The following is a 20,964-nucleotide window of genomic DNA, read 5'->3' as shown; positions in this document are numbered from 1 at the left end:
CCTGCGGACCGCGCGGCGCCCCCGACGGCCCAGGGACGGACGCGATGACGTCTTCACTCGGCCGCCGCGCCGGAACGGCTCTCGCGGCGGCACTCGCACTGTCACTTCTCGGCGCGCCCACCCAGGCCGCGGCGCAGCCTGCAGGCGGCGAACCGGGAGCCGTCGTCGTCGCGACGCCGGTGGCGCCGGACGCGAGACCGCCGGGCGTTGCCGAGGCCACGTACGTCACCTATTGGACGACGGGGCCGATGGACGAACCCGCGCTCAGCTCCGGCGCGATCCTGCTGCCACCCGGGGAGACGCCGCCCGGCGGGTGGCCCGTCGTGTCCTGGGCCCACGGAACGGTCGGTATCGCGGACGCGTGCGCGCCGACGGTGACGGGGAAACTCGTCGGACCGTACGTCCAAGCCTGGCTGGATCGGGGATACGCCGTCGCCGCAACGGATTACGTCGGGCTCGGCACTCCCGGTGTGCACCCGTACCTGGACGGGCCCGCGGAGGCGCACAGCGTGATCGACATGGTGCGGGCGGCGCGTGCCGTCACACCGTCCCTGTCGGATCGGTGGGTCGCGATCGGCCAATCCCAGGGTGGCCACGCGGCTCTCGTCGCCGCCTCGTTGGCCACCACGTACGCGCCCGAGCTCGACTTCCGGGGCACCGTCGCCACCGGCGCCCCGTCCAATCTCGAGAACCTGGCGCCGCTCGTCGGCCCGGGCTTCCCTCAGATTCCCCTCACCGGGAGCACGGTGTTCGTGGCGTACGCGCTCGCCGGGCTCCGCGCGTCACGGCCCGACCTCGACATCGACAGCTACCTGACCCCGCTCGGCATCGACGTTCTCGATCGCGTCGAATCGCTCTGCTACGAGGAGGCCGCACCCCAACTCGGCGGCATCTCGATCGGACAGTTGATGTCGCGGCCGCTCGACGACCCGGCCGTCCTGGCGGCGTTGCGCACCACCCTCGGCGTGCCCGTGCGCGGCTACGACCGCCCGCTGTTCATCGGCCAGGGCCTGTTCGACGACGTCGTCCCCATCGCGCTCACCTGGAAGTTCACCGCCGACCTCACGGCGAACGGACAGAGCTTCGTGTTCCGGACGTACCCGACGGGCCACCTCCAGACCATGCCCGCGTCCCTGCCGGACACCAGCGCGTTCGTCCGGAGCCTGTTGGACTGATTCACTGGTAAGACCACTTGACCTCTTACCTGTCTTCGTTCTAGTGTCGGGTCATGATGTTCGAGCCGATCGCGCGGAAATCCGCCTCCACCGAAGTCTTCGACCAGATCACCGCACGGGTGCTGGGCGGCGACCTCACCGCCGGCGAAGCCCTTCCGAGCGAGCGACGCCTCGCCGAGGCGTTCGGGGTGTCGCGGCCCGCGGTCCGGGAAGCGATCCAGAAACTGGCCCAGGCGGGACTCGTCGAGGTCCGGCAGGGGGACGCCACCTCGGTCCGCGACTTCCGGCAGCACGGCGGGCCCGAACTGCTGTCCCAGTTGCTCGTTCGCGGCGGCGAACCCGACTTCGCGGTGGTCCGCAGCGTGCTCGAGGCCCGGCGGATGATCGGCGTGCAGGTTGCCCGGCTCGCCGCGACCCGGGCAACCGACGAGTCGGGAGCGGTCCTCCGGGCTGCGGTCGATCACCTCGCGTCCGCCAGCGACCCCGTCGCGCAGCAGGTCGGCGCCCTGGCCTTCTGGGAGCGCGTGGTCGACACCGCCGATTCCATCGCGTTCCGCCTCATCTTCAACAGCCTTCGCAACGCGTACGAACCGACCATGACGGCCATGGCCGCCGTCATGGTCGCCGAGGTCGGTCGCACCGACCTGTACCGCGGCCTGGCTGAGGCGATCTCCGCGCACGACGACGATCTCGCGGCGCAGACCGCCATCACCCTCCTCGACCTCGGGACGGCGGCCGTGACCGCCGTGATCGACACACTGCAGCACGATTCGGAGAAGGACACATGACCACGACACCTCCCGCAGATCGCCGCCAACGCAGGTCGATCAGCCTCCGCGACGCCGCGGACCAGTTCCGCCGCCACCCGTCCCCGTGGATGATCGGCGGCATGCTGATCGCCGCGGCGACCGCCCGCCTCGCCGTCGGCGACTGGCAGATCACCGACGCCGTCGTTCCCGTGGTGATGCTGGCGGTGTTCCCGTTCGCCGAATGGGTCATCCACGTGTGCATCCTGCACTCGAAGCCCCGGAAAGTCCTGGGCCTGACCGTCGATTCGCTCCTCGCCCGGAAGCACCGCGAGCACCACGTCGATCCCCGCGACGTGCCGCTGATCTTCATCCCGTGGCAGACATTGACGTGGTTGATCCCGGTGCTCGTGGCCACTGCGCTGCTCGCGTTTCCGCGCGTCGGGCTCGGACTGACGTTCCTGGTGGTGCTGAGCATCCTGGGCGTGCTGTACGAATGGACGCACTACCTCATCCACAGCGACTACAAGCCGAACTCACGCCTGTACCGGGCGATCTGGCGCAACCACCGTCACCACCACTACAAGAACGAGCACTACTGGTTCACGGTGACCACCTCGGGCACCGCCGACCGGATCCTCGGCACCGACCCCGACCCCGACTCGGTGGAGAAGTCGCCCACCGCCCGCAACCTCCACTCCGTGCGCTGACGCACCCGTCGGCGCTAACCGCGGCGAAAGAGCTTGTTGCCCAACCAGACGAGCGGGTCGTACCGGCGGTCGACCACCCGCTCCTTCATCGGAATGATCGCGTTGTCGGTGATCTTGATCCCCTCCGGGCACACCTCGGTGCAGCACTTGGTGATATTGCAGAGCCCGAGACCGAAATCTTCCTGCGCCGCGTCACGACGGTCGGCCGTGTCGAGTGGATGCATCTCCAGTTCCGCGACGCGGATGAAGAAGCGGGGACCGGAGAACGCCGGCTTGTTGTCGTCGTGATCACGGACGACATGGCACGTGTTCTGACACAGGAAACACTCGATGCACTTGCGGAACTCCTGCGACCGCTCGACGTCGACCTGCTGCATCCGGTACTCGCCCGGCCCGAGCCCCGGCGGCGGGGTGAACGACGGGATTTCCCGGGCCTTCTCGTAGTTGAACGACACGTCCGTGACGAGGTCCCGGATGACCGGGAACGCCCGCAGCGGCGTCACCGTGACAACCTCGTCCTCCGTGAACGTCGACATCCGCGTCATGCACATCAGCCGTGGCCGCCCGTTGATCTCCGCGGAACACGACCCGCATTTGCCCGCCTTGCAGTTCCACCGCACCGCCAGATCCGGGGCCTGAGTGGCCTGCAACCGGTGGATGATGTCGAGCACCACCTCACCCTCGTTGACGGGAATGGAGTAGTCCTGCAGGGCACCGCCGTCGGCGTCGCCGCGCCACACCCGGAACCGTGCGTCGTAACCCATCTCAGGCCTGCCTTCCCGGATGTTCCGCGAGTTCGGCGTCCGTGTAGTACTTGGCGAGTTCGTCGATGTCGAAGAGTTCCAACAGGTCTGCGCGCATCGGTACCTGAGGCTCGCGGGTCACCGTGACGTCCGGGACCACCGAATCGGGATGTGCGGACATGTCGCCGACCACGCTGCACACCAGCAGCGTGTTGCGCCACTCCGATTCCATGCTCGGGTGGTCGTCCCGGGTGTGCCCGCCGCGACTTTCGGTGCGCAGCAGCGCCGCCTGCGCGACGCATTCGCTGACCAGCACCATGTTCCGCAGGTCGACGGCGAGGTGCCAGCCCGGGTTGAACTGGCGGTGCCCCTCGACCTCGACTCCCCCGATACGGCCCTTGATCTCGGTGAGTTTCTCCACGGCGCGGACGATTTCGTCTTCCTTGCGGATGATGCCGACGAGGTCGTTCATGGTCTGCTGCAGTTCGGTGTGGAGAGTGTAGGGATTCTCGGTGGTGCCACCCTCCCCGACCGCGGGGTCGAAAGGCGACAACAACATCCGGGCCGCCGCGTCCACCGCGTCGGCGGAGACGACCGGACGTTCCTGCAACGACTTCACGTACTCCGCCGCCCCCAGTCCCGCACGGCGACCGAACACGAGTAGGTCGGACAGCGAGTTGCCGCCGAGCCGGTTGGAACCGTGCATCCCGCCGGAGCACTCCCCCGCGGCGAACAGACCGGCGACGCTCGACGACCCGCTGTCGGGGTCGACCTCGATGCCGCCCATCACGTAATGGCAGGTGGGCCCGACCTCCATCTGTTCCTTCGTGATGTCGACGTCGGCGAGTTCCTTGAACTGGTGGTACATCGAGGGCAGCCGCCGCACGATTTCGTCGGCGGGCATCCGCGAGGCGATGTCGAGGTACACGCCGCCGTGCGGTGTCTGCCGGCCTGCCTTGACCTCGGAGTTGATGGCCCGGGCCACCTCGTCGCGGGGAAGCAGATCCGGTGTGCGGCGGTTGTTGTCGGAGTCCTTGTACCAGCCGTCGGCCTCTTCCTCGGTCTCCGCGTACTGGCCTTTGAAGACCGGCGGGATGTACGAGAACATGAACCGGTCGCCTTCGGAGTTCTTCAGCACACCACCGTCACCGCGGACGCCCTCCGTCACGAGGATGCCCTTGACGCTGGGCGGCCACACCATGCCGGTGGGGTGAAACTGGACGAATTCCATGTTGATGAGGTTGGCGCCGGCGCGCAGGGCGAGGGCGTGACCGTCGCCGGTGTACTCCCACGAGTTGGACGTCACCTTGAACGATTTGCCGATCCCGCCGGTGGCCATCACGACGGCCGGCGCCTCGAACAGGACGAAACGTCCACTCTCACGCCAGTATCCGAAGGCACCCGAGATCCGGTCGCCGTCCTTGGTGAGTTCGGAGATCGTGCATTCGGCGAAGATCTTGATCCGGGCCTCGTAGTCGCCACTGGCGGCGAAATCCTCCTGCTGCAGCGACACGATCTTCTGCTGCATGGTGCGGATCAGTTCGAGACCGGTGCGGTCGCCGACGTGCGCGAGCCGCGGATAGGTGTGACCACCGAAGTTGCGCTGGCTGATCCGGCCGTCGGGAGTCCGGTCGAACAGCGCGCCGTACGTCTCGAGTTCCCACACCCGGTCGGGCGCCTCCCGCGCGTGCAGTTCGGCCATCCGCCAGTTGTTGAGGAACTTGCCGCCGCGCATCGTGTCCTGGAAATGGGTCTGCCAGGTGTCCTTCTCGTTGGCGTTTCCCATCGCGGCGGCGCAGCCGCCCTCCGCCATGACCGTGTGCGCCTTGCCGAACAGCGACTTGCAGACGACGGCAACCGACAGGCCCTGTTCCCGGGCCTCGATGACCGCGCGCAGTCCGGCGCCACCGGCACCGATGACCACGACGTCGTACTGGTGGCGTTCGACTTCCGTCATTCCACTCCCTCGTCGGTGAAGTCAGTTGATCAGGCGCAGGTCGGAGATGGTGCCGCTGGACACGAGCATCACGTAGAAGTCGGTGACGATCAGCGTGGCCAGGGTCGTCCAGGCGAGCTGCATGTGGCGGGTGTTCAGCTTGCCGACCCCGGTCCACAGCCGGTACCGGATCGGGTGCTTGGAGAAGTGCGTGAGCCTGCCACCCACGACGTGCCGGCAGGAATGACAGGACACGGTGTACGCCCAGAGCAGGATCACGTTGCAGACCAGGATGAGGGTGCCGAGTCCGATCCCGAAGCCGCCGTCCGCGCCGTGGAACGAGCGGATCGCGTCGTAGGTGTTGATCAGCGAGACGACGAGAGCGACGTAGAAGAAGTACCGGTGAGCGTTCTGCACGATCAGCGGGAGGCGCGTCTCACCGGTATAGGTGCGGTGGGGTTCCGCGACCGCGCAGGCGGGCGGCGACAGCCACACGGACCGGTAGTAGGCCTTGCGGTAGTAGTAGCAAGTGAGCCGGAATCCGAGCAGGAACGGCAGCACCAGGAACCCGAGCGGGATGATCATCGGCAACTCGCCGATGGGTGTCCCGAAGTCGCTCGAACCGGGGACGCACGAATCGCTCAGGCACGGCGAGTAGAACGGGGTCAGATAGTGGTAGTCCTCGACCCAGTACGCGGTGCGAACCCACGACCGGATCGACGCGTACACGACGAACACGGACAGGCCGAGGACAGTCAGCAGCGGGGCCAGCCACCACCGGTCGGTGCGGAGGGTGCGTTCCGCGATCCGGGCACGCGTCGGCGACCCGACGCCGGCACTTTCGGGATTCTTCGGCGGCGCGCTCATCCGCGCTCGTAGTGGAGCCCGCCCAGCCCCTCGTCGTCGACACCGAGCCACATCGACGCGTCGTACGGGGTGTCCGACACCTTGATTCGCTCCACCGGTTCGCGGTGGACGACGTTCGGTGGCGACGAGTCGAGGTCGCGCGCGTCGATCTCGAGGCGCTCCAGATCGTTGCTCAGTCGCCGCACGGATGCGGCGTCGCCGTACATCGTTTGCAACGAACCGACAGCGCGCCGAAGGCGGTCGATGGTGCGATTCAATTCGAGCATTTCGGAGGTCGACATGTGACCCCTCCCAACCCAGCCGGATGACGCCGTGACACGAATCACACTACCGACATGCCGGGTGCCTCGCGCACATTTCGGCCCCCAACTCGCCGCTACGAATTTCGGCGGGCCGCCGCGTGTGTCGATGACGTGCAGAGTCCGACGTGTCGATGACGTGCAGAGTCCGTCGATGACTTTTGGTGGGCCGCCGAGTCGATACCTGTAGGACGACCGCCAACGAACCCACCCGGAGGACATCATGGCCGACGCCACGATCGGAAGCATCCTGCTCGCCAGCACACACCCCGAACGGCTGCGGGACTGGTACACCGCGGCGTTCGCGCCGAAGGTCGAACGGACCCCCGCCGAACCGGGCTACGACGTCCTCGACTTCGACGGCTTCTACATCATGCTCGACCGGCGCGACGACGTAGGTGACACGAATCCCGAACCGGGACGCGTCCTCCTCAACGTGGAGGTCACCGACGCCCGCGCCGCGGCCGGTCGCCTCGACGACCTCGGTGCCACGTGGCTGTCCCCGCTCGAAGACCGCGACGGCAGCTGGTTCGGCACCGCCGTCGATCCCGACGGCAACTACGTCCAGATCATCGAGCTCAGCGCCCGGGCGCGCGCCGAGATGTCCTGACCCTCACGAAAAGAGACCACACATGTTGAATCATGCGAGAGCATTCAGCGGATTCGCCGTCGACGACATCGCCGCGGCCAAATCCTTCTACTCCGACACCCTGGGACTCGAGGTCACCGAGGAGAAGATGGGTCTGCTCGGCCTGCATCTCCCCCAGGGTCCGGTGGTGCTGATCTACCCGAAACCCGATCACACGCCGGCATCGTTCACCATCCTGAACTTCGCCGTGGACGACGTCGACAAGACCGTCGACGCCCTCACCGAGCGCGGAATCCGGTTCCTGCGATACGACGGATTCGACCAGGACGACAAGGGGATCATGCGCGGCCACGGTCCCGATATCGCCTGGTTCACCGACCCCGCGGGCAACGTGCTGTCGGTGCTCAGGGAATCCTGACGCCCGCGGATCGGCGCGCGGTGACCGTCGCCGTCAGCCAGGTCGCGTCGAACCAGGTGGACGCGGCCGCACCGAACGACGCCGCGTCGAGGCGTCCGCTGCCCGCGGGCACCGAGCCGGCGATGTCGATTCCGGTCACCGCGGGCAGGTCCGCGAGATTGCACCGCTCGGCGAGGTCCGGATCGTCCGGCCACGACCCGATCACCGTGCCGGCGCAGACCAGGCCGGCCGCCGACAGCGCCCGGATCGTGAGGTCGGTGTGGTTGAGGGTGCCGAGCCCGGCGGCGGCGACCACGACGGCCGGAGCGTCGAGGGCGAGCGCGAGATCGACGAGAGTGAAACCGTCGGCCCCCAGCCGCACCAGCAGGCCGCCCGCGCCCTCGACGAGCACCAGGTCGTGCCCGGCGTCGAGGGCGCGGACCGTCTCGACGACGTCGGCGCAGCGCAGCATCGGCAGGCCGCTGCGCCGGGCGGCGGTGTCGGGGGCGAGTGGTTCGGGGTAGCGAGCGAGTTCCACGACCGCCGTGACACCGGACAGTCTGGTCACCTCGGCCAGATCGCCCGGTTCGCCGGGAGCGACGCCGGTCTGGGCGGGCTTGCACACCGCCACGGACAGGCCGGCTGCGCGTGCCGCCGCCGCGAGCGCGGCCGTGACCACCGTCTTACCGACGTCGGTCGACGTTCCGGTGATCACCAGGACGCTCATGCCGACGCTCCCGCCAGGACGTCCGTGAGCACGGTCTCGATCCGCGCGAGTTCGTCCTGATCGAGCGTCGCCCGGGCGGTGAGCCGCAGACGCGACGTGCCCTCGGGCACCGACGGGGGCCGGAAGCAGCCGACGTGCAGCCCCTGGTCGCGGCATGCGGCGGCCGCGTCGACGGCACGCTGCGGGTCGCCGAGGATCACGGAGACCACGGCGGACTCGGGGGTTCCGGCACCGGTGAATCGGGCCAGATCCTGCGCGCGGTCCAGGACGGACTGTGCACGGTGGGGTTCGCGCCGCAGCACGCCGAGGGCCGCCCGCGCCGCCCCGACGGCCGCCGGGGCCAGTCCGGTGTCGAAGATGAACGTGCGCGCGGCGTCGACGAGATGCGCGCGGACCTTCTCCGACGCCAGCACCGCGCCGCCCTGGCTGGCCAGCGACTTCGACAGCGTGGCGGTGACGACGATGTCGGGTTCGCCCGCGAGCCCCACCTCGTGCACGAGTCCGCGTCCCCCTGCGCCGCGGACTCCTACTCCGTGCGCCTCGTCCACGACGAGGAACGCGCCGTGCTCGCGGCACACCCGGTGGAGTGCGACGAGCGGTGCCAGATCGCCGTCCGCACTGAACACCGAATCGGTGACGACCAGCGCCCGCTCCTCCGGCCGGGTGGCCAGAGCACTGCGGACGAAGTCGAGATCGGAGTGCGGTGCGACGGCCACCCGGGCCCGGGACAGCCGGCAGGCGTCGACGAGCGAGGCGTGGCTGCCCGCATCGGAGACGATCAGTGACCCGGCGCCGGACAGTGCGGTGACGGCACCGAGATTCGCGGTGTATCCGGAGGAGAACACCAGCCCGGCCTCGGCGCCGACGAACTCGGCGAGTTCCGATTCGAGCAGTTCGTGCTCGGTGGTCGATCCCGTGACCAGACGCGAGCCGGTGGCCCCCGCGCCCCAGCGGCGGAGTGCGGTCATCGCGCCGTGCAGCACCTCCGGGTGCCGAACGAGCCCGAGGTAGTCGTTGGACGCCAGGTCGATGAGCGCGTTGCCGGGCGTGCGGGGACGCAGCTCGCGGCGCAGCCCCGCGGCGCGCCGCCGGTCCTCGACGTCGTCGAGCCAGGTGGTGAAGGTGCGGTTGGTACTCACGTTCGGCACGATACCCGAACTTGAACGGTGTTCAACCCGGGTGGGCCCGCTTTTCATCGGGTGGCTAGGGTCGAGACCGTGACCTCTCCGAGCCTCTCCGCCGACGACATCACGTCCCTCGACGCCTCGCTGCTCTGGCATCCGTACGGCGCGTTCCCCGCCTCGACCACCCCGCTCGTGGTGACCGAGGCGTGCGGGACGCGCCTGACCCTCGCCGACGGTCGCGAACTCGTCGACGGCATGAGTTCGTGGTGGGCCGCCGTCCACGGCTACCGGCATCCCGTCCTCGACGCCGCGGCGACCGCGCAGCTCGGGCGAATGAGTCACGTGATGTTCGGCGGGCTCACCCACGAACCTGCCGCGCGACTGGCCCAGCTGCTCGTGGAGATCACCCCGGACGGCCTGGACACGGTGTTCCTCGCCGATTCCGGTTCGGTGTCCGTCGAGGTCGCCGTGAAGATGTGCCTGCAGTACTGGCGCAGTCGCGGCAGACCGGAGCGGCATCGGCTGCTCACCTGGCGCGGCGGCTACCACGGCGACACGTTCGCGCCGATGAGCGTCTGCGACCCGGACGGCGGCATGCACTCCCTGTGGACGGACGTCCTGGCCCGGCAGGTCTTCGCGGGACCGCCGCCGCGCGACTTCGACGCGCAGTACGTCGCGGAGTTCGAGCGCCTGGTGGCAGCGCATGCCGGCGAACTGGCGGCGGTCATCGTGGAGCCGGTGGTGCAGGGCGCCGGCGGCATGCGGTTCCACGACCCCCGGTACCTGTCGGAGCTGCGGCGGATCTGCGACGAGCACGAACTTCTGCTGGTGTTCGACGAGATCGCGACCGGTTTCGGCCGCACCGGCGAGCTGTTCGCCGCGGACCACGCCGGCGTCGGCCCCGACATCATGTGCGTCGGCAAAGCCCTCACCGGCGGTTACATGACGCTCGCGGCGACACTCTGCTCCACCGACGTGGCGGAGACCATCAGCGCCGGCGAGGCGGGTGGTCTGATGCACGGGCCCACGTTCATGGCCAATCCGCTCGCCTGCGCGGTCGCGGTGGCGTCGATCGAACTCCTGCTGTCGCGCGACTGGCGAGGCGAGGTCGCGAACGTGCGCCGCGAACTCGAATCGGGTCTCGCACCGGCGCGGGAACTCCCCGGCGTCCGGGACGTCCGGGTGCTCGGCGCGATCGGGGTGATCGAACTCGCCGAACCCGTCGACATGCGGTTCGCGACCGACGCCGCGGTGGCGGCCGGCGTCTGGTTGCGGCCGTTCCGGAATCTGATCTACGCGATGCCGCCGTATGTGTGCACCAGCGAGGACGTGCGGAAGATCACAACCGGAATGCTTGCTGCCGCACGGACCTCCACCCAGAGCTGACGGTGCGCTCTCGTCGGGCTGAGAGCGACGCGAACGCGGGCTAGTGTTCTCGATATGGAAGCGAGCGAGTCGACCGGCACCACTCACATTCCCGTGTGGCCCGGCAGCGCCTACCCGCTGGGCGCCACCTACGACGGAGCCGGGACTAACTTCTCATTGTTCTCCGAGGTCGCCGAGGCGGTCGATCTGTGCCTGATCGCGAAGGACGGCACCGAGACGCGGGTGCGGCTCGACGAGGTCGACGGCTACGTGTGGCATGCGTACCTGCCGACCGTCGTGCCCGGGCAGCGGTACGGGTACCGGATCCACGGCCCGTGGGACCCCGCCGCCGGGCACCGCTGCGACCCGAGCAAGCTTCTCCTCGACCCCTACGGCAAGGCGTTCGACGGAGACTTCGACGGAGACCGCTCCCTGTTCTCCTACGACATCGAGGCGCCCGCCGATGCCGCCCCTGAGGAACCGGAGGAGACCGCCCCGATCGTCGACACCGACGACGACATCGAGGCGGAGGACGCGGAGGAGCCCGCCGCGGAACCCGAGGAGAACTCCGCGCCGGGGCTGCCGGGACACGACTCGCTCGGTCACACGATGACGACGGTCGTGATCAACCCGTTCTTCGACTGGGCCGCGGACCGCGCGCCGAAACATCCGTACCACGACACCGTGATCTACGAAGCCCACGTCAAGGGCATGACGGCGACGCATCCCGGGGTACCGGAGGAGCTCCGCGGCACGTACGCGGGTCTGGCGCATCCGGTGATCATCGATCACCTCGTCGACCTCGGGGTCACCGCGATCGAACTGATGCCGGTGCACCAATTCATGCACGACCAGACCCTCCTCGACAAGGGGCTGCGGAACTACTGGGGCTACAACACGTTCGGCTTCCTCGCCCCGCACACCGGGTATTCGTCGGCGGAGAAGCCGGGCGCCGCGGTGTCCGAGTTCAAGGCGATGGTGCGCTCGTTCCACGAGGCGGGTATCGAGGTGATCCTCGACGTGGTCTACAACCACACCGCCGAGGGCAATCATCTCGGCCCGACCATCTCGTTCCGCGGCATCGACAACGCCGCCTACTACCGGTTGGTCGACGGCGACGCCGAGCACTACATGGACTACACCGGCACCGGGAACAGCCTCAACGCCCGGCACCCGCACACGCTGCAGCTGATCATGGATTCACTGCGATACTGGGTCACCGAGATGCACGTCGACGGATTCCGGTTCGACCTGGCGTCCACGCTTGCCCGCGAACTGCACGACGTCGACCGGCTGTCCGCGTTCTTCGACCTCGTCCAGCAGGACCCGATCGTCAGCCAGGTCAAGCTCATCGCCGAACCGTGGGACATCGGCGAGGGCGGCTACCAGGTGGGCAACTTCCCCGGCCTGTGGACGGAGTGGAACGGCAAATACCGCGACACGGTCCGCGACTACTGGCGGGGCGAACCGGCGACGCTCGGCGAATTCGCGTCCCGGCTCACCGGCTCGTCCGACCTCTACGAGGCGACCGGTCGCCGCCCCGGCGCGAGCATCAACTTCGTCATCGCCCACGACGGCTTCACCCTGCACGACCTGGTGTCGTACAACGAGAAGCACAACGAGGCCAACGGCGAGGGCAACAACGACGGCGAGAGCCACAACCGGTCCTGGAACTGCGGCGTCGAGGGGCCGACGGACGATCCGGACATCCTCGATCTGCGCGGGCGGCAGAGCCGCAACATCCTGGCCACCCTGCTGCTCAGTCAGGGGACGCCGATGCTGGCGCACGGCGACGAGATGGGCCGCACCCAGCAAGGCAACAACAACGTCTACTGCCAGGACTCGGAACTGTCCTGGATGGACTGGTCGCTGGCCGACTCCAACGCAGACCTGGTGGAATTCACCAAACGGGTGATCGCACTGCGGATGAAGAATCCGGTGTTCCGTCGCCGCCGGTTCTTCGAGGGCACCCCCATCCGCAGCGGTGACCAGACCCGCGACATCGCCTGGCTCACCCCGGGCGGCGAGGAGATGACCCCCGAGGACTGGGACAGCGGTTTCGGGAAGTCGCTGGCGGTGTTCCTGAACGGCGAGGGCATTCCGGAACCCAATCACCGTGGCGAGCGGGTGGTCGGCGACTCGTTCCTGCTGTGTTTCAACGCCCACGACGAGGAGATCGAATTCTCCACGCCCAACTCCGATTACGCCGACGAATGGGCGGTCGTGCTCGACACCGCCGTCCCGACCGGAGCGAAGGAGGCGGTGATCAAGGCCGGCGATCCGCTGCAGGTCGAGGCCCGGTCGCTGGTCGTGCTGCGCCGGACCGCGTGAGCCGGGGACGAGGAATGTCGATCACGGCAACGTACCGGGTCCAGCTGCGTGGTGACTGCTTCACCCTGGCGGAGGCCGCCGCGGTCGCCGGCTATCTCGACGACCTGGGGATCTCGCACGTCTACCTGTCGCCGATCCTGACGGCCACCACCGGATCGACCCACGGCTACGACGTCACCGACGTCACCCGGGTGTCCCCCGCCCTCGGCGGCCGGGAGGCGCTCGTCGCACTGTCGCGGGCGGTGCGAGAACGCGGCATGGGGATCGTCGTCGACCTCGTCCCCAATCATGTGGGCGTCGCACAGCCGCGTGAGAACGCCTGGTGGTGGGACGTTCTCACCCACGGTCGCCGCTCCGAATACGCCGACTTCTTCGACATCGACTGGAGCGCGGACAACGGGGCCGACGCTCGGCTCGCGCTGCCGGTTCTCGGATCGGGCGCCGACCTCGCGTCGCTGACCGTCGACCGCTCGGGTCCCGAGCCGCTGCTCGCGTTCTACGAGCACCGGTTCCCGATCGCCCCCGGCACCGATGCCGCCGAACCGGTAGCGGTGCACGACGCTCAGTCGTACCGGCTGGTCCCGTGGGACTCCGGGCTCATCGGGTACCGCCGGTTCTTCGCGGTCAGCGAACTGGCCGGTATCCGGCAGGAAGATCCCCGCGTATTCGAGGCCTCGCACCGCGAGCTGCGGAGCTGGGTGGCGGACGGGTTGATCGACGGAGTGCGCATCGACCATCCCGACGGATTGTCCGATCCGGCCGAGTATCTCGACCGGCTGCGGAATGTGATCGGTGCGGACCGGTGGCTCGTCGTCGAAAAGATCCTGGGTCACTCGGAACCCCTCGACGACCACCTGCCGATCGAGGGCACCACCGGCTACGACGCACTGGCCGAACTCGGCGGCGTCTTCGTCGACCCGTCGGGAGCACCCGCGCTCACCGCGCTGTCGGCGTCCCGCACGGGCGAACGGGGTGACGCGGCCTGGATCCACGCACACGAAACCGCCATCAAGAAGGACGTCGCCCGCACCATCCTCGCGCCGGAGGTCCGGCGTCTCGTGCGGGCGATCCGCGCGGAGACCGGCACCGACTGCGACAGCGAGGACGTCCGCGACGCTGTCGTCGACGTCGTCGCGGCCATGCCCGTGTACCGGTCCGACTACAGCCCACTCGCCGGGCTCGCGGCCCGCGTGATCGGTGACGCCGCTCGGCGCGAACCGCAGCGGTCCGACGCACTGTCCGCCCTCGGCGCCGCCCTGATCGCCGGAGGCGAGGCAGCGACCCGCTTCCAGCAGGTGTGCGGCGCCGTGATGGCGAAATCCGTGGAGGACTGCCTGTTCTACCGCACCGCCCGGCTGGTGTCACTGCAGGAAGTGGGCGGCAACCCGGCGAACGTCGGGGTCTCCCCCGCCGAATTCCACCTCGCGGCAGCCGAGCGGGCCTCCCGGTGGCCGCGGGCGATGACGACCCTGTCGACGCACGACACCAAACGCGGGGAGGACGTCCGCGCCCGGATCGGCATCCTGTCTCAGGTGCCGGACCTGTGGGCCGAATGCGTCGACCAGTGGGAGCGCATCGCCCCCAGCCCGGATCCCGCCACCGGGCTGTTCCTGTGGCAGAACCTGTTCGGGGTATGGCCGGTCGACGGCCGGGCCGCCGCCGACGTGCCCGACTTCCGCGACCGCATCCACGCGTACGCGGAGAAGGCCGTCCGCGAAGCCGGAACCCGGACGTCGTGGAACGCCGTGAACGACGACTTCGAACGGGACCTCCACCGCTGGCTCGACACCGTGATCGACGGAACCGTCGGGAAGGCGCTCGGTTCGCTGTGCGCCCAGCTGGCGCCGCACGCCTGGTCGGACGCACTCGGCCAGAAGCTTCTCCAGCTGTGCGGACCGGGTATCCCGGACGTGTACCAGGGCACCGAGCTGTGGGAAGACTCCCTCGTCGACCCGGACAATCGGCGTCCAGTCGACTACGACGTGCGGCGGGACCTGCTCGCCGGACTCGACACTCCGCCGGTCGACGCGACGGGCGCGGCGAAGATGCACGTCGTCCGGACGGCGCTGCGCCTGCGGCGGGACCGTCCGGACAGCTTCGCCGGCGGGACCTACGCGCCGATCTTCGCGTCGGGCGCGGCGGCGGAGCATCTGATCGGGTTCCTGCGCGGACGCGCGGACGCGGCTCCGGACGTGGTGGCGCTGGCCACCCGTCACAGCGTCGACGTGGAGCAATGCGGGTGGGGAGACACCACCGTCACCCTCCCCGCCGGCACCTGGACCGACCTGCTCACCTCCCGGGCGTACCCCGGCGGCCCCGTCGACGTCGCCGCACTGTTCTCCCGATATCCCGTTGCCCTCCTGGCCCTGTGAGTACTTGTCGACCGCCCGCCCGCGGTTGAGAAGTACTCACACGGGTACTGGCTCTTGTATGTCGCGACGAGTGGTTGCCCGGGCGTACGGAGGGCCGGAGGTCCTCGCGGTCGTGGAAGCGGAGCCGGTCGATCCCGCCCCCGGCGAGGTGGTGCTCGAGGTTCGCGCCATCGGCGTCAACCCGTTCGACTACAAGCTCTACAGCGGATCCTTCGGCGCCGACCCGGCCGCCCTCCCTCTGGGCCTCGGCAGTGAGGCCGCGGGAGTCGTCGCCCAGGTGGGCGCCGGCGCGGCCGGGCCGATGGGATCCCTCTCGGTGGGGGACGAGGTGATCGCCTATCCGCTGTCCGAGGCGTACGCCGATCGGCTTGTCGTGTCCGGTGATTCGGTCGTCCCGAAACCGGCGTCGTTGCCGTGGAACGAGGCTGCCGGACTTCTCGCGGTCGGGGCCACCGCGGTCGACACTCTCGACACGGGCAACGTCGGCAGCGGCGACCTGCTGCTCGTGCACGCGGCGGCGGGCGGCGTGGGGTCGATGGTCGTGCAGTTGGCGCGGGCTCGCGGCGCCACGATCATCGGCACGGCGCGTCCGGAGAACCACGACTACGTCCGGTCTCTGGGTGCCACCCCGGTGTCGTACGGCGACGGGCTCGGCGACCGGATCCGCGTGCTGGCACCGGACGGGGTGGACGTCGTCATCGACACCGCGGGTGGCGACGAGGCGATCGACGTGTCCGTGGCCCTGGTGCGGGACCGTTCACGGTTGGTGACGACGGTCCCCGGACGTCGACACGCCGAGTTCGGGTTCCGGATCGTCGGTGCGATGGGGCCGGACGGCATGGAGCCCAGGAAGCGGGCACGCACCGCTCTGGTCGATCTCGCGGGCGCCGGGGACATCCGGGTGCGCGTCGCACGCACGTACGCGATGTCCGACGCGGCGACTGCGCACTCCGATCTCCGGAAGCCGCACGCCGCGGGCAAATTCATTCTGCTGCCGTAGCCGTGATCCAACCTTCGGTCAGTGGAGCAGGCTCGCCCTGATCGTTGCTTTCACCCAGTTCCGGTATTCGTCGACGTCCCATCCGCACTGCCGGCGCAGCATCGAATACACCTGCGGGGACACGACGGTGAACAGGACGTCCGCGGCCCGCTGGACAGAGATCTCGGGACGGAGGAGTTCGTGGGCAGCGAGGCCCTCGGCGAGGGTCATCGCGTTCTCGGCGGACGCCCGCGCTCCGTCCTCGGCGAACCTCCGCATGTCCGGGTCCGCTCCCGAGGATTCGATCGACGTCACCATCAGCGTTCCGGCCCGCTCGAGGATCCCGGTGCTGTACCCGACCATCTGATCGAGGATCCGTTCGACCGGGTCGCCGTCCCGGGGTGTGCGCGGGCGCGGCGCGCCGAAGTCGCCGTCGATCGCCGCGTGCAGTGCCTCGTGGAACAGTTCCGCCTTGCCGCCGGGGAATGCGGTGAAGACAGTGCGGGTCGACACCCCGGCGGCCTCGGCCACGTTCCGCACCGTGGTGCTGACGAATCCGCGCTCGGTGAACAGCCGGGCCGCGGCATCGCGGACGAGGAGACGGGTCCGGCGCGCCGATTGCGCACGCAGCGGCGAACTGTACGTCCTCTTGGCGATTTCGGGCACGGTCTCACGATAGATGCATTCGATGCATCGGCCGTGCAATCGATACGGCACGGCGATGCGCCACGCATCGACCAGGCGAAACGCCCCGGTACCTACGACTTCGGGTGTTCCACCCAGGCATCGGATCCGGGAAACACGAGCGCCTCGTGGCCGTCGTCGTACCGGACGAGATAGGGCGGTTCGCCGTTCGCTCCGTGAACCTCCACGACCTCGGCGGTGGTCTCGTGCACTCCGACCACCCGGCCCTGAACGTGTAACCGGTCTCCCACTGCTACGTGCATGACTGCTCCTCGCGACGTTCGAGTCCGTACTCTCAGCTTGCTACTTCCGGAGTCGACGCGAAAGGGCCGACTCGCCGCCGCCTTCGCGCGGGTGTGCCAGGGTGGGAACATGGCCACGTACCGATACCTCGACAAGGACCGCAACGTGCTCGAGGAGCACGACTTCGGCACCGTGCAGGACGCCGAGGAGCACCGGTTGTCCGTTCTCGGCGCCGAGATCATCGAGGAGGCCGACGACTCCGGCGCGTCCGACAGCTGACTGTCCTGCGCGGGCCGCCGGGTACGGGCATGCTGATCGGGTGCACACATTCGAGGTATGGGCCCCGATTCCGACGTCCGTTCGCGTAGAGGTCGACGGTGAACGCCACGACATGATCCGGTCATCGGACGGGTGGTGGCGAGTGGACGCCCCGGCGTCGCCGAATTCCCGGTACGGATTCCTCCTCGACGACGGCGACACCGTGCTGCCCGACCCCCGGTCCCCGCGCCAGCCCGACGGAGTGCACAGCCCCTCCCAACTCCACATTGTCGACGAGAGCGCCTGGACCGACTCGCACTGGACCGGGCGGCAACTCGCGGGGTCGGTCGTCTACGAACTGCACGTGGGCACGTTCACGACCGAGGGGACGTTCGCCGCCGCCGTCGACAGACTCGACCATCTCGTCGACCTCGGTGTCGACTTCGTGGAACTGATGCCCGTCAACGGTTTCAACGGAACACACAACTGGGGTTACGACGGCGTCCTCTGGTACACGGTGCACGAGGGGTACGGCGGGCCGGACGGTCTGCAGACGCTCGTCGACGCGTGCCACGCCCGCGGTCTCGGCGTTGTCCTGGACGCCGTGTACAACCATCTCGGACCGTCCGGGAACTACCTCGACCGGTACGGCCCCTACCTGGCGCAGGGCGCGAACACCTGGGGCCGGAGCATCAACCTCGACGGCCCCGGCAGCGGCGAGGTGCGCCGCTACATCATCGACAACGCGTTGCGTTGGTTTCGCGAGTTCCACATCGACGCGCTGCGCCTGGACGCCGTGCACGCGCTCGTGGACCACACCGCCACCCACCTGCTCGAGGATCTCGCGGTCGCGACCCGCCGGCTGTCGGCGCATCTGAGGCGGCCGCTGACACTGGTCGCCGAGAGCGACCTCAACGATCCCCGCCTGATCACGTCGCGGTCCGCGGGCGGCTTCGGCCTCGACGCGCAGTGGGACGACGACGTGCACCATGCGATCCACGCCGCCGTCTCGGGCGAGAGGCAGGGCTATTACGGCGATTTCGGTTCGATGGCCTGCCTCGCCGCGACGCTGCGTCAGGGCTGGTTCCACGCCGGGACCTACTCGACGTTCCGTGGCCGCACCCACGGCAGGCCTCTGGACACGAGGCGGACACCCGCCAGTTCCCTGGTCACGTACACATGTACTCACGATCAGATCGGGAACCGTGCGATCGGAGACCGCCCCGGCGCCTATCTCGACCCGGGGCAGCTCGCGGTGAAGGCCGCGCTGGTCCTCTGCTCGCCGTTCACGCCGATGCTGTTCATGGGCGAGGAGTGGGGCGCGAGCACCCCGTTCCAGTTCTTCACCTCGCATCCGGAGCCGGAACTCGCGAAGGCCACGGCGGAGGGGCGCAAGGCGGAGTTCGCGGAGCACGGCTGGAGCACGGACGACGTCCCCGATCCGCAGGATCCGGAGACGTTCGAACGGTCCAAGCTCGACTGGGACGAGGCGGCCCGTGAGCCGCACGCCCGGCTGCTGGACTGCTACCGCTCGTTGCTGCGCCTGCGACGGGATCGCGCGGAGCTGACGGATCCGTGGCTCGCGAACCTGTCCGTCGACTACGACGAGGCGTTGCAGTGGATCGTGATCCACCGCGGCGCGCTCCGGATCGCCTGCAACCTGAGTGCCGAACCGGTGACCGTCCCGGTCGGCGGCTCCCCTCTGCTCTGGTGGGAGCCGCCGACGCAGGACGAGACGGCGTCGGCGACGGTGCTACCGGGTCACTCGTTCGTGGTGCTCGACAGCTCGCCCTGACGGTCGCGCAGCATCCGCAGGACGAGGATCGCGGTCGCGAACATGATCACGGCGGTCGCGCCGGCGGCCACGTGCATGCCGTCGACGAACGACGCCTGCGCGGACTCGAGGAACACCGTCCGCGCCGTGTCGGGGAGGTGCTGAGCCTCCGCGACCGCGGCGCCGAGGGTGCCCTGCGCAGCCTCGACCTGGTCCGGGGCCAGCATCGACGTGTCGAGTCCGGATCGGAAGATCGCCATGACGACGCTGCCCAGCACCGCGACGCCGAGCGCGATGCCGAGTTCGTACGCCGTCTCGGACACCGCCGAAGCGGCGCCTGCCCGTTCGGGTTCGACGGCGCTGACCACGAGGTCGGACGTCAGGGTCAGCGCGATACCGACACCGGTGCCGGCGAGACCGAAGCCGACGACGAACATGGTCGGGGCACCGTCGACGCCGAGCGTGAGCATCAGCGCGGCACCCGCGCCGGCGACCGCGAGTCCGCCGCCGAGCACGTGCGAGGTGGCCCACCGGCGCACCAGCCAGGCCGCCGCGAGCGCCGTGATCGCGCTCATCAGCATGCCGGGCAGCATCAGCACCCCCGATTCGAATGCGCTGTTGCCCAGCACCAACTGCAGGTACTGCGATCCGAAGAACAGCACACCGGCGAGCGCGAAGATGGACAGCAGGTTGGTGAGGACGGCGGTCGAGAATGCCGGCTTGGCGAACAGGCCGATGTCGATCATCGGGTCCTCCATCGACCTCTGCCTGCGCACGAACACCGCACCCGACACGACGCCGACGAGACCGACGGCGAGGAGGACGGGGTCGACGCCGTGCACCACGGTCTCCTTGACCGCGTACACCAGCGGCAGCATCGTCGTCATCGACAGCGCCGCGCTGATCAGGTCGAAGCGTCCCGGCGCGGGATCCTTGGACTCGGGGATCACCAGCGGCCCGACGGCGATCAGCACCAGCATCACGGGGAGGTTGATCAGGAAGACCGAGCCCCACCAGAAGTGCTCGAGCAGCCAGCCGCCGATCAGCGGGCCCGCCGCGGTGCCGCCGCCGGCCATCGCACCCCACACGCCGATGGCGAGGGTCCGCTGGCGCGGGTCGACGAAGATGGTGCGGATCAGGCCGAGGGTCGCGGGCATCAGCGTCGCGCCCGAGATTCCCTGCAGCACACGCGCGGCGATCAGCATCTCGGGCGTGGGCGCCCAGGCCGCGATCAGCGATGCGATACCGAATCCGGCGGCACCGATGAGCAGCAGCCGGCGCCGTCCGATCCGGTCGCCGAGCGTGCCCATCGTGATGAGCAGACCCGCGAGGACGAACGAGTAGACGTCGATGATCCAGAGCAACTGCGTGCTGCTCGGTTCGAGGTCGGCGCTGATGAACGGCAGTGCAAGGTCGAGCACCGTGCCGTCGACGGCGATCAGGAGGACGGCGAATGCCAGGACGACGAGTCCGAGCCAGTCTCGGCGCGATGCGGAGGACTGATCTGGTGCGCCGTGGGCGCCGTTGATCCCGCGATCCGTGGAGACAGACATGTTTATCTTCCTGCAACTTTCCGATTCGAGAGCGGACACGGTACATGAACCGTCCAGCCGGTACAGTTTCGTTACCATACCGTGAACCGTCC

General features: G+C 68.9%; 20 protein-coding genes. 11 read left to right on the top strand and 9 right to left on the bottom strand.

What is annotated here, in order from left to right; translation table 11 throughout:
• Positions 1–44 precede the first annotated feature (44 nt).
• From H0B43_RS31330 to H0B43_RS31320, 3 genes are read left to right on the top strand one after another with little or no spacing between them, the layout of a single operon-like run.
• Complete coding sequence (locus H0B43_RS31330; RefSeq protein ID WP_185724385.1) at positions 45–1,175, top strand: lipase family protein; 1,131 nt, start codon at positions 45–47, stop codon at positions 1,173–1,175.
• Positions 1,176–1,228: 53 nt separating this feature from the next.
• The gene (locus tag H0B43_RS31325; protein WP_185724386.1) at positions 1,229–1,963 is read left to right on the top strand and encodes a FadR/GntR family transcriptional regulator; all 735 of its coding nucleotides are present in this window, start codon (positions 1,229–1,231) and stop codon (positions 1,961–1,963) included.
• On the top strand, positions 1,960–2,631 hold the full coding sequence (locus H0B43_RS31320) for a sterol desaturase family protein (protein WP_185724387.1): 672 nt from the start codon (positions 1,960–1,962) through the stop codon (positions 2,629–2,631). The genes H0B43_RS31325 and H0B43_RS31320 overlap by 4 nt, the downstream gene beginning before the upstream one ends.
• A gap of 14 nt (positions 2,632–2,645) precedes the next feature.
• On the opposite strand, the gene H0B43_RS31315 is transcribed toward H0B43_RS31320, so the two are convergent.
• The 4 genes from H0B43_RS31315 to H0B43_RS31300 are packed head-to-tail and all read right to left on the bottom strand — an operon-like array spanning position 2,646 to position 6,458.
• Entirely contained in the window at positions 2,646–3,395 is a 750-nt protein-coding gene (locus H0B43_RS31315) for a succinate dehydrogenase/fumarate reductase iron-sulfur subunit (protein ID WP_185724388.1), read from the bottom strand.
• Position 3,396: 1 nt separating this feature from the next.
• Entirely contained in the window at positions 3,397–5,331 is a 1,935-nt protein-coding gene (locus H0B43_RS31310; RefSeq protein WP_185724389.1) for a fumarate reductase/succinate dehydrogenase flavoprotein subunit, read from the bottom strand.
• Between the two features lie 21 nt (positions 5,332–5,352).
• Positions 5,353–6,177 (bottom strand): hypothetical protein, encoded by an 825-nt coding sequence (locus H0B43_RS31305; protein WP_185724390.1) that lies wholly within the window; start codon positions 6,175–6,177, stop codon positions 5,353–5,355.
• Positions 6,174–6,458 carry a hypothetical protein gene (locus H0B43_RS31300; RefSeq protein WP_185724391.1) on the bottom strand — a complete coding sequence of 95 codons (285 nt, stop codon included), beginning with the start codon at positions 6,456–6,458 and terminating at the stop codon, positions 6,174–6,176. The genes H0B43_RS31305 and H0B43_RS31300 overlap by 4 nt, the downstream gene beginning before the upstream one ends.
• Before the next feature lie 241 nt (positions 6,459–6,699).
• Between H0B43_RS31300 and H0B43_RS31295 the strand changes: the two genes are divergently transcribed.
• Positions 6,700–7,086, top strand: coding sequence for a VOC family protein (locus tag H0B43_RS31295; RefSeq protein WP_185724392.1), 387 nt, complete (start codon positions 6,700–6,702; stop codon positions 7,084–7,086).
• A 22-nt stretch (positions 7,087–7,108) separates the two neighbouring features.
• Positions 7,109–7,483 carry a VOC family protein gene (locus tag H0B43_RS31290; RefSeq protein WP_185724393.1) on the top strand — a complete coding sequence of 125 codons (375 nt, stop codon included), beginning with the start codon at positions 7,109–7,111 and terminating at the stop codon, positions 7,481–7,483.
• On the opposite strand, the gene bioD is transcribed toward H0B43_RS31290, so the two are convergent.
• Both bioD and H0B43_RS31280 read right to left on the bottom strand, forming a co-directional pair.
• Complete coding sequence (gene bioD, locus H0B43_RS31285; RefSeq protein WP_185724394.1) at positions 7,470–8,189, bottom strand: dethiobiotin synthase; 720 nt, start codon at positions 8,187–8,189, stop codon at positions 7,470–7,472. The two genes, H0B43_RS31290 and bioD, sit on opposite strands and share 14 nt — an antisense overlap.
• Positions 8,186–9,328 (bottom strand): 8-amino-7-oxononanoate synthase, encoded by a 1,143-nt coding sequence (locus tag H0B43_RS31280; RefSeq protein ID WP_185724395.1) that lies wholly within the window; start codon positions 9,326–9,328, stop codon positions 8,186–8,188. The genes bioD and H0B43_RS31280 overlap by 4 nt, the downstream gene beginning before the upstream one ends.
• Positions 9,329–9,406: 78 nt before the next feature.
• Between H0B43_RS31280 and H0B43_RS31275 the strand changes: the two genes are divergently transcribed.
• From H0B43_RS31275 to H0B43_RS31260, 4 genes are read left to right on the top strand one after another with little or no spacing between them, the layout of a single operon-like run.
• The gene (locus tag H0B43_RS31275) at positions 9,407–10,699 is read left to right on the top strand and encodes an adenosylmethionine--8-amino-7-oxononanoate transaminase (RefSeq protein ID WP_185724396.1); all 1,293 of its coding nucleotides are present in this window, start codon (positions 9,407–9,409) and stop codon (positions 10,697–10,699) included.
• Between the two features lie 54 nt (positions 10,700–10,753).
• Positions 10,754–13,009, top strand: coding sequence for a glycogen debranching protein GlgX (gene glgX, locus H0B43_RS31270; RefSeq protein ID WP_185724397.1), 2,256 nt, complete (start codon positions 10,754–10,756; stop codon positions 13,007–13,009).
• A gap of 14 nt (positions 13,010–13,023) precedes the next feature.
• Positions 13,024–15,381: a malto-oligosyltrehalose synthase gene (treY, locus tag H0B43_RS31265; RefSeq protein WP_185724398.1), complete on the top strand. Its 2,358-nt coding sequence runs from the start codon at positions 13,024–13,026 to the stop codon at positions 15,379–15,381.
• 58 nt (positions 15,382–15,439) lie between these two features.
• A complete protein-coding gene (locus H0B43_RS31260; RefSeq protein ID WP_185724399.1) occupies positions 15,440–16,381 on the top strand; it encodes an NADP-dependent oxidoreductase in 942 nt (313 codons plus the stop codon).
• Positions 16,382–16,399: 18 nt separating this feature from the next.
• Here H0B43_RS31260 and H0B43_RS31255 read toward each other — a convergent pair whose 3' ends face one another.
• A complete protein-coding gene (locus tag H0B43_RS31255; RefSeq protein WP_185724400.1) occupies positions 16,400–17,026 on the bottom strand; it encodes a TetR/AcrR family transcriptional regulator in 627 nt (208 codons plus the stop codon).
• Between the two features lie 92 nt (positions 17,027–17,118).
• A complete protein-coding gene (locus H0B43_RS31250; protein WP_185724401.1) occupies positions 17,119–17,307 on the bottom strand; it encodes a DUF1918 domain-containing protein in 189 nt (62 codons plus the stop codon).
• A gap of 109 nt (positions 17,308–17,416) precedes the next feature.
• Between H0B43_RS31250 and H0B43_RS31245 the strand changes: the two genes are divergently transcribed.
• Complete coding sequence (locus H0B43_RS31245) at positions 17,417–17,566, top strand: hypothetical protein (RefSeq protein ID WP_185724402.1); 150 nt, start codon at positions 17,417–17,419, stop codon at positions 17,564–17,566.
• 40 nt (positions 17,567–17,606) lie between these two features.
• Complete coding sequence (gene treZ, locus H0B43_RS31240; protein WP_185724403.1) at positions 17,607–19,340, top strand: malto-oligosyltrehalose trehalohydrolase; 1,734 nt, start codon at positions 17,607–17,609, stop codon at positions 19,338–19,340.
• Here the strand turns inward: treZ and H0B43_RS31235 are convergent.
• On the bottom strand, positions 19,307–20,872 hold the full coding sequence (locus H0B43_RS31235; protein ID WP_185724404.1) for an MFS transporter: 1,566 nt from the start codon (positions 20,870–20,872) through the stop codon (positions 19,307–19,309). The genes treZ and H0B43_RS31235 overlap by 34 nt on opposite strands.
• Positions 20,873–20,964 lie beyond the last annotated feature (92 nt).

The sequence above is a fragment of the Rhodococcus sp. 4CII genome, assembly GCF_014256275.1.
GTDB classification, from domain to species: Bacteria; Actinomycetota; Actinomycetes; order Mycobacteriales; family Mycobacteriaceae; genus Rhodococcus_F; species Rhodococcus_F wratislaviensis_A.
This window is presented reverse-complemented; position numbering and strand designations above follow the sequence as displayed.

Coding starts and splice junctions, on each gene's coding strand:
- H0B43_RS31330 (WP_185724385.1), top strand. CDS start 45: ATGACGTCTTCACTCGGCCGCCGCGCCGGAACGGCTCTCGCGGCGGCA.
- glgX (WP_185724397.1), top strand. CDS start 10,754: ATGGAAGCGAGCGAGTCGACCGGCACCACTCACATTCCCGTGTGGCCC.
- H0B43_RS31250 (WP_185724401.1), bottom strand. CDS start 17,307: ATGCACGTAGCAGTGGGAGACCGGTTACACGTTCAGGGCCGGGTGGTC.
- H0B43_RS31295 (WP_185724392.1), top strand. CDS start 6,700: ATGGCCGACGCCACGATCGGAAGCATCCTGCTCGCCAGCACACACCCC.
- H0B43_RS31235 (WP_185724404.1), bottom strand. CDS start 20,872: ATGTCTGTCTCCACGGATCGCGGGATCAACGGCGCCCACGGCGCACCA.
- H0B43_RS31245 (WP_185724402.1), top strand. CDS start 17,417: ATGGCCACGTACCGATACCTCGACAAGGACCGCAACGTGCTCGAGGAG.
- H0B43_RS31300 (WP_185724391.1), bottom strand. CDS start 6,458: ATGTCGACCTCCGAAATGCTCGAATTGAATCGCACCATCGACCGCCTT.
- H0B43_RS31310 (WP_185724389.1), bottom strand. CDS start 5,331: ATGACGGAAGTCGAACGCCACCAGTACGACGTCGTGGTCATCGGTGCC.
- H0B43_RS31290 (WP_185724393.1), top strand. CDS start 7,109: ATGTTGAATCATGCGAGAGCATTCAGCGGATTCGCCGTCGACGACATC.
- H0B43_RS31260 (WP_185724399.1), top strand. CDS start 15,440: ATGTCGCGACGAGTGGTTGCCCGGGCGTACGGAGGGCCGGAGGTCCTC.
- treY (WP_185724398.1), top strand. CDS start 13,024: ATGTCGATCACGGCAACGTACCGGGTCCAGCTGCGTGGTGACTGCTTC.
- H0B43_RS31325 (WP_185724386.1), top strand. CDS start 1,229: ATGATGTTCGAGCCGATCGCGCGGAAATCCGCCTCCACCGAAGTCTTC.
- H0B43_RS31320 (WP_185724387.1), top strand. CDS start 1,960: ATGACCACGACACCTCCCGCAGATCGCCGCCAACGCAGGTCGATCAGC.
- H0B43_RS31305 (WP_185724390.1), bottom strand. CDS start 6,177: ATGAGCGCGCCGCCGAAGAATCCCGAAAGTGCCGGCGTCGGGTCGCCG.
- bioD (WP_185724394.1), bottom strand. CDS start 8,189: ATGAGCGTCCTGGTGATCACCGGAACGTCGACCGACGTCGGTAAGACG.
- H0B43_RS31315 (WP_185724388.1), bottom strand. CDS start 3,395: ATGGGTTACGACGCACGGTTCCGGGTGTGGCGCGGCGACGCCGACGGC.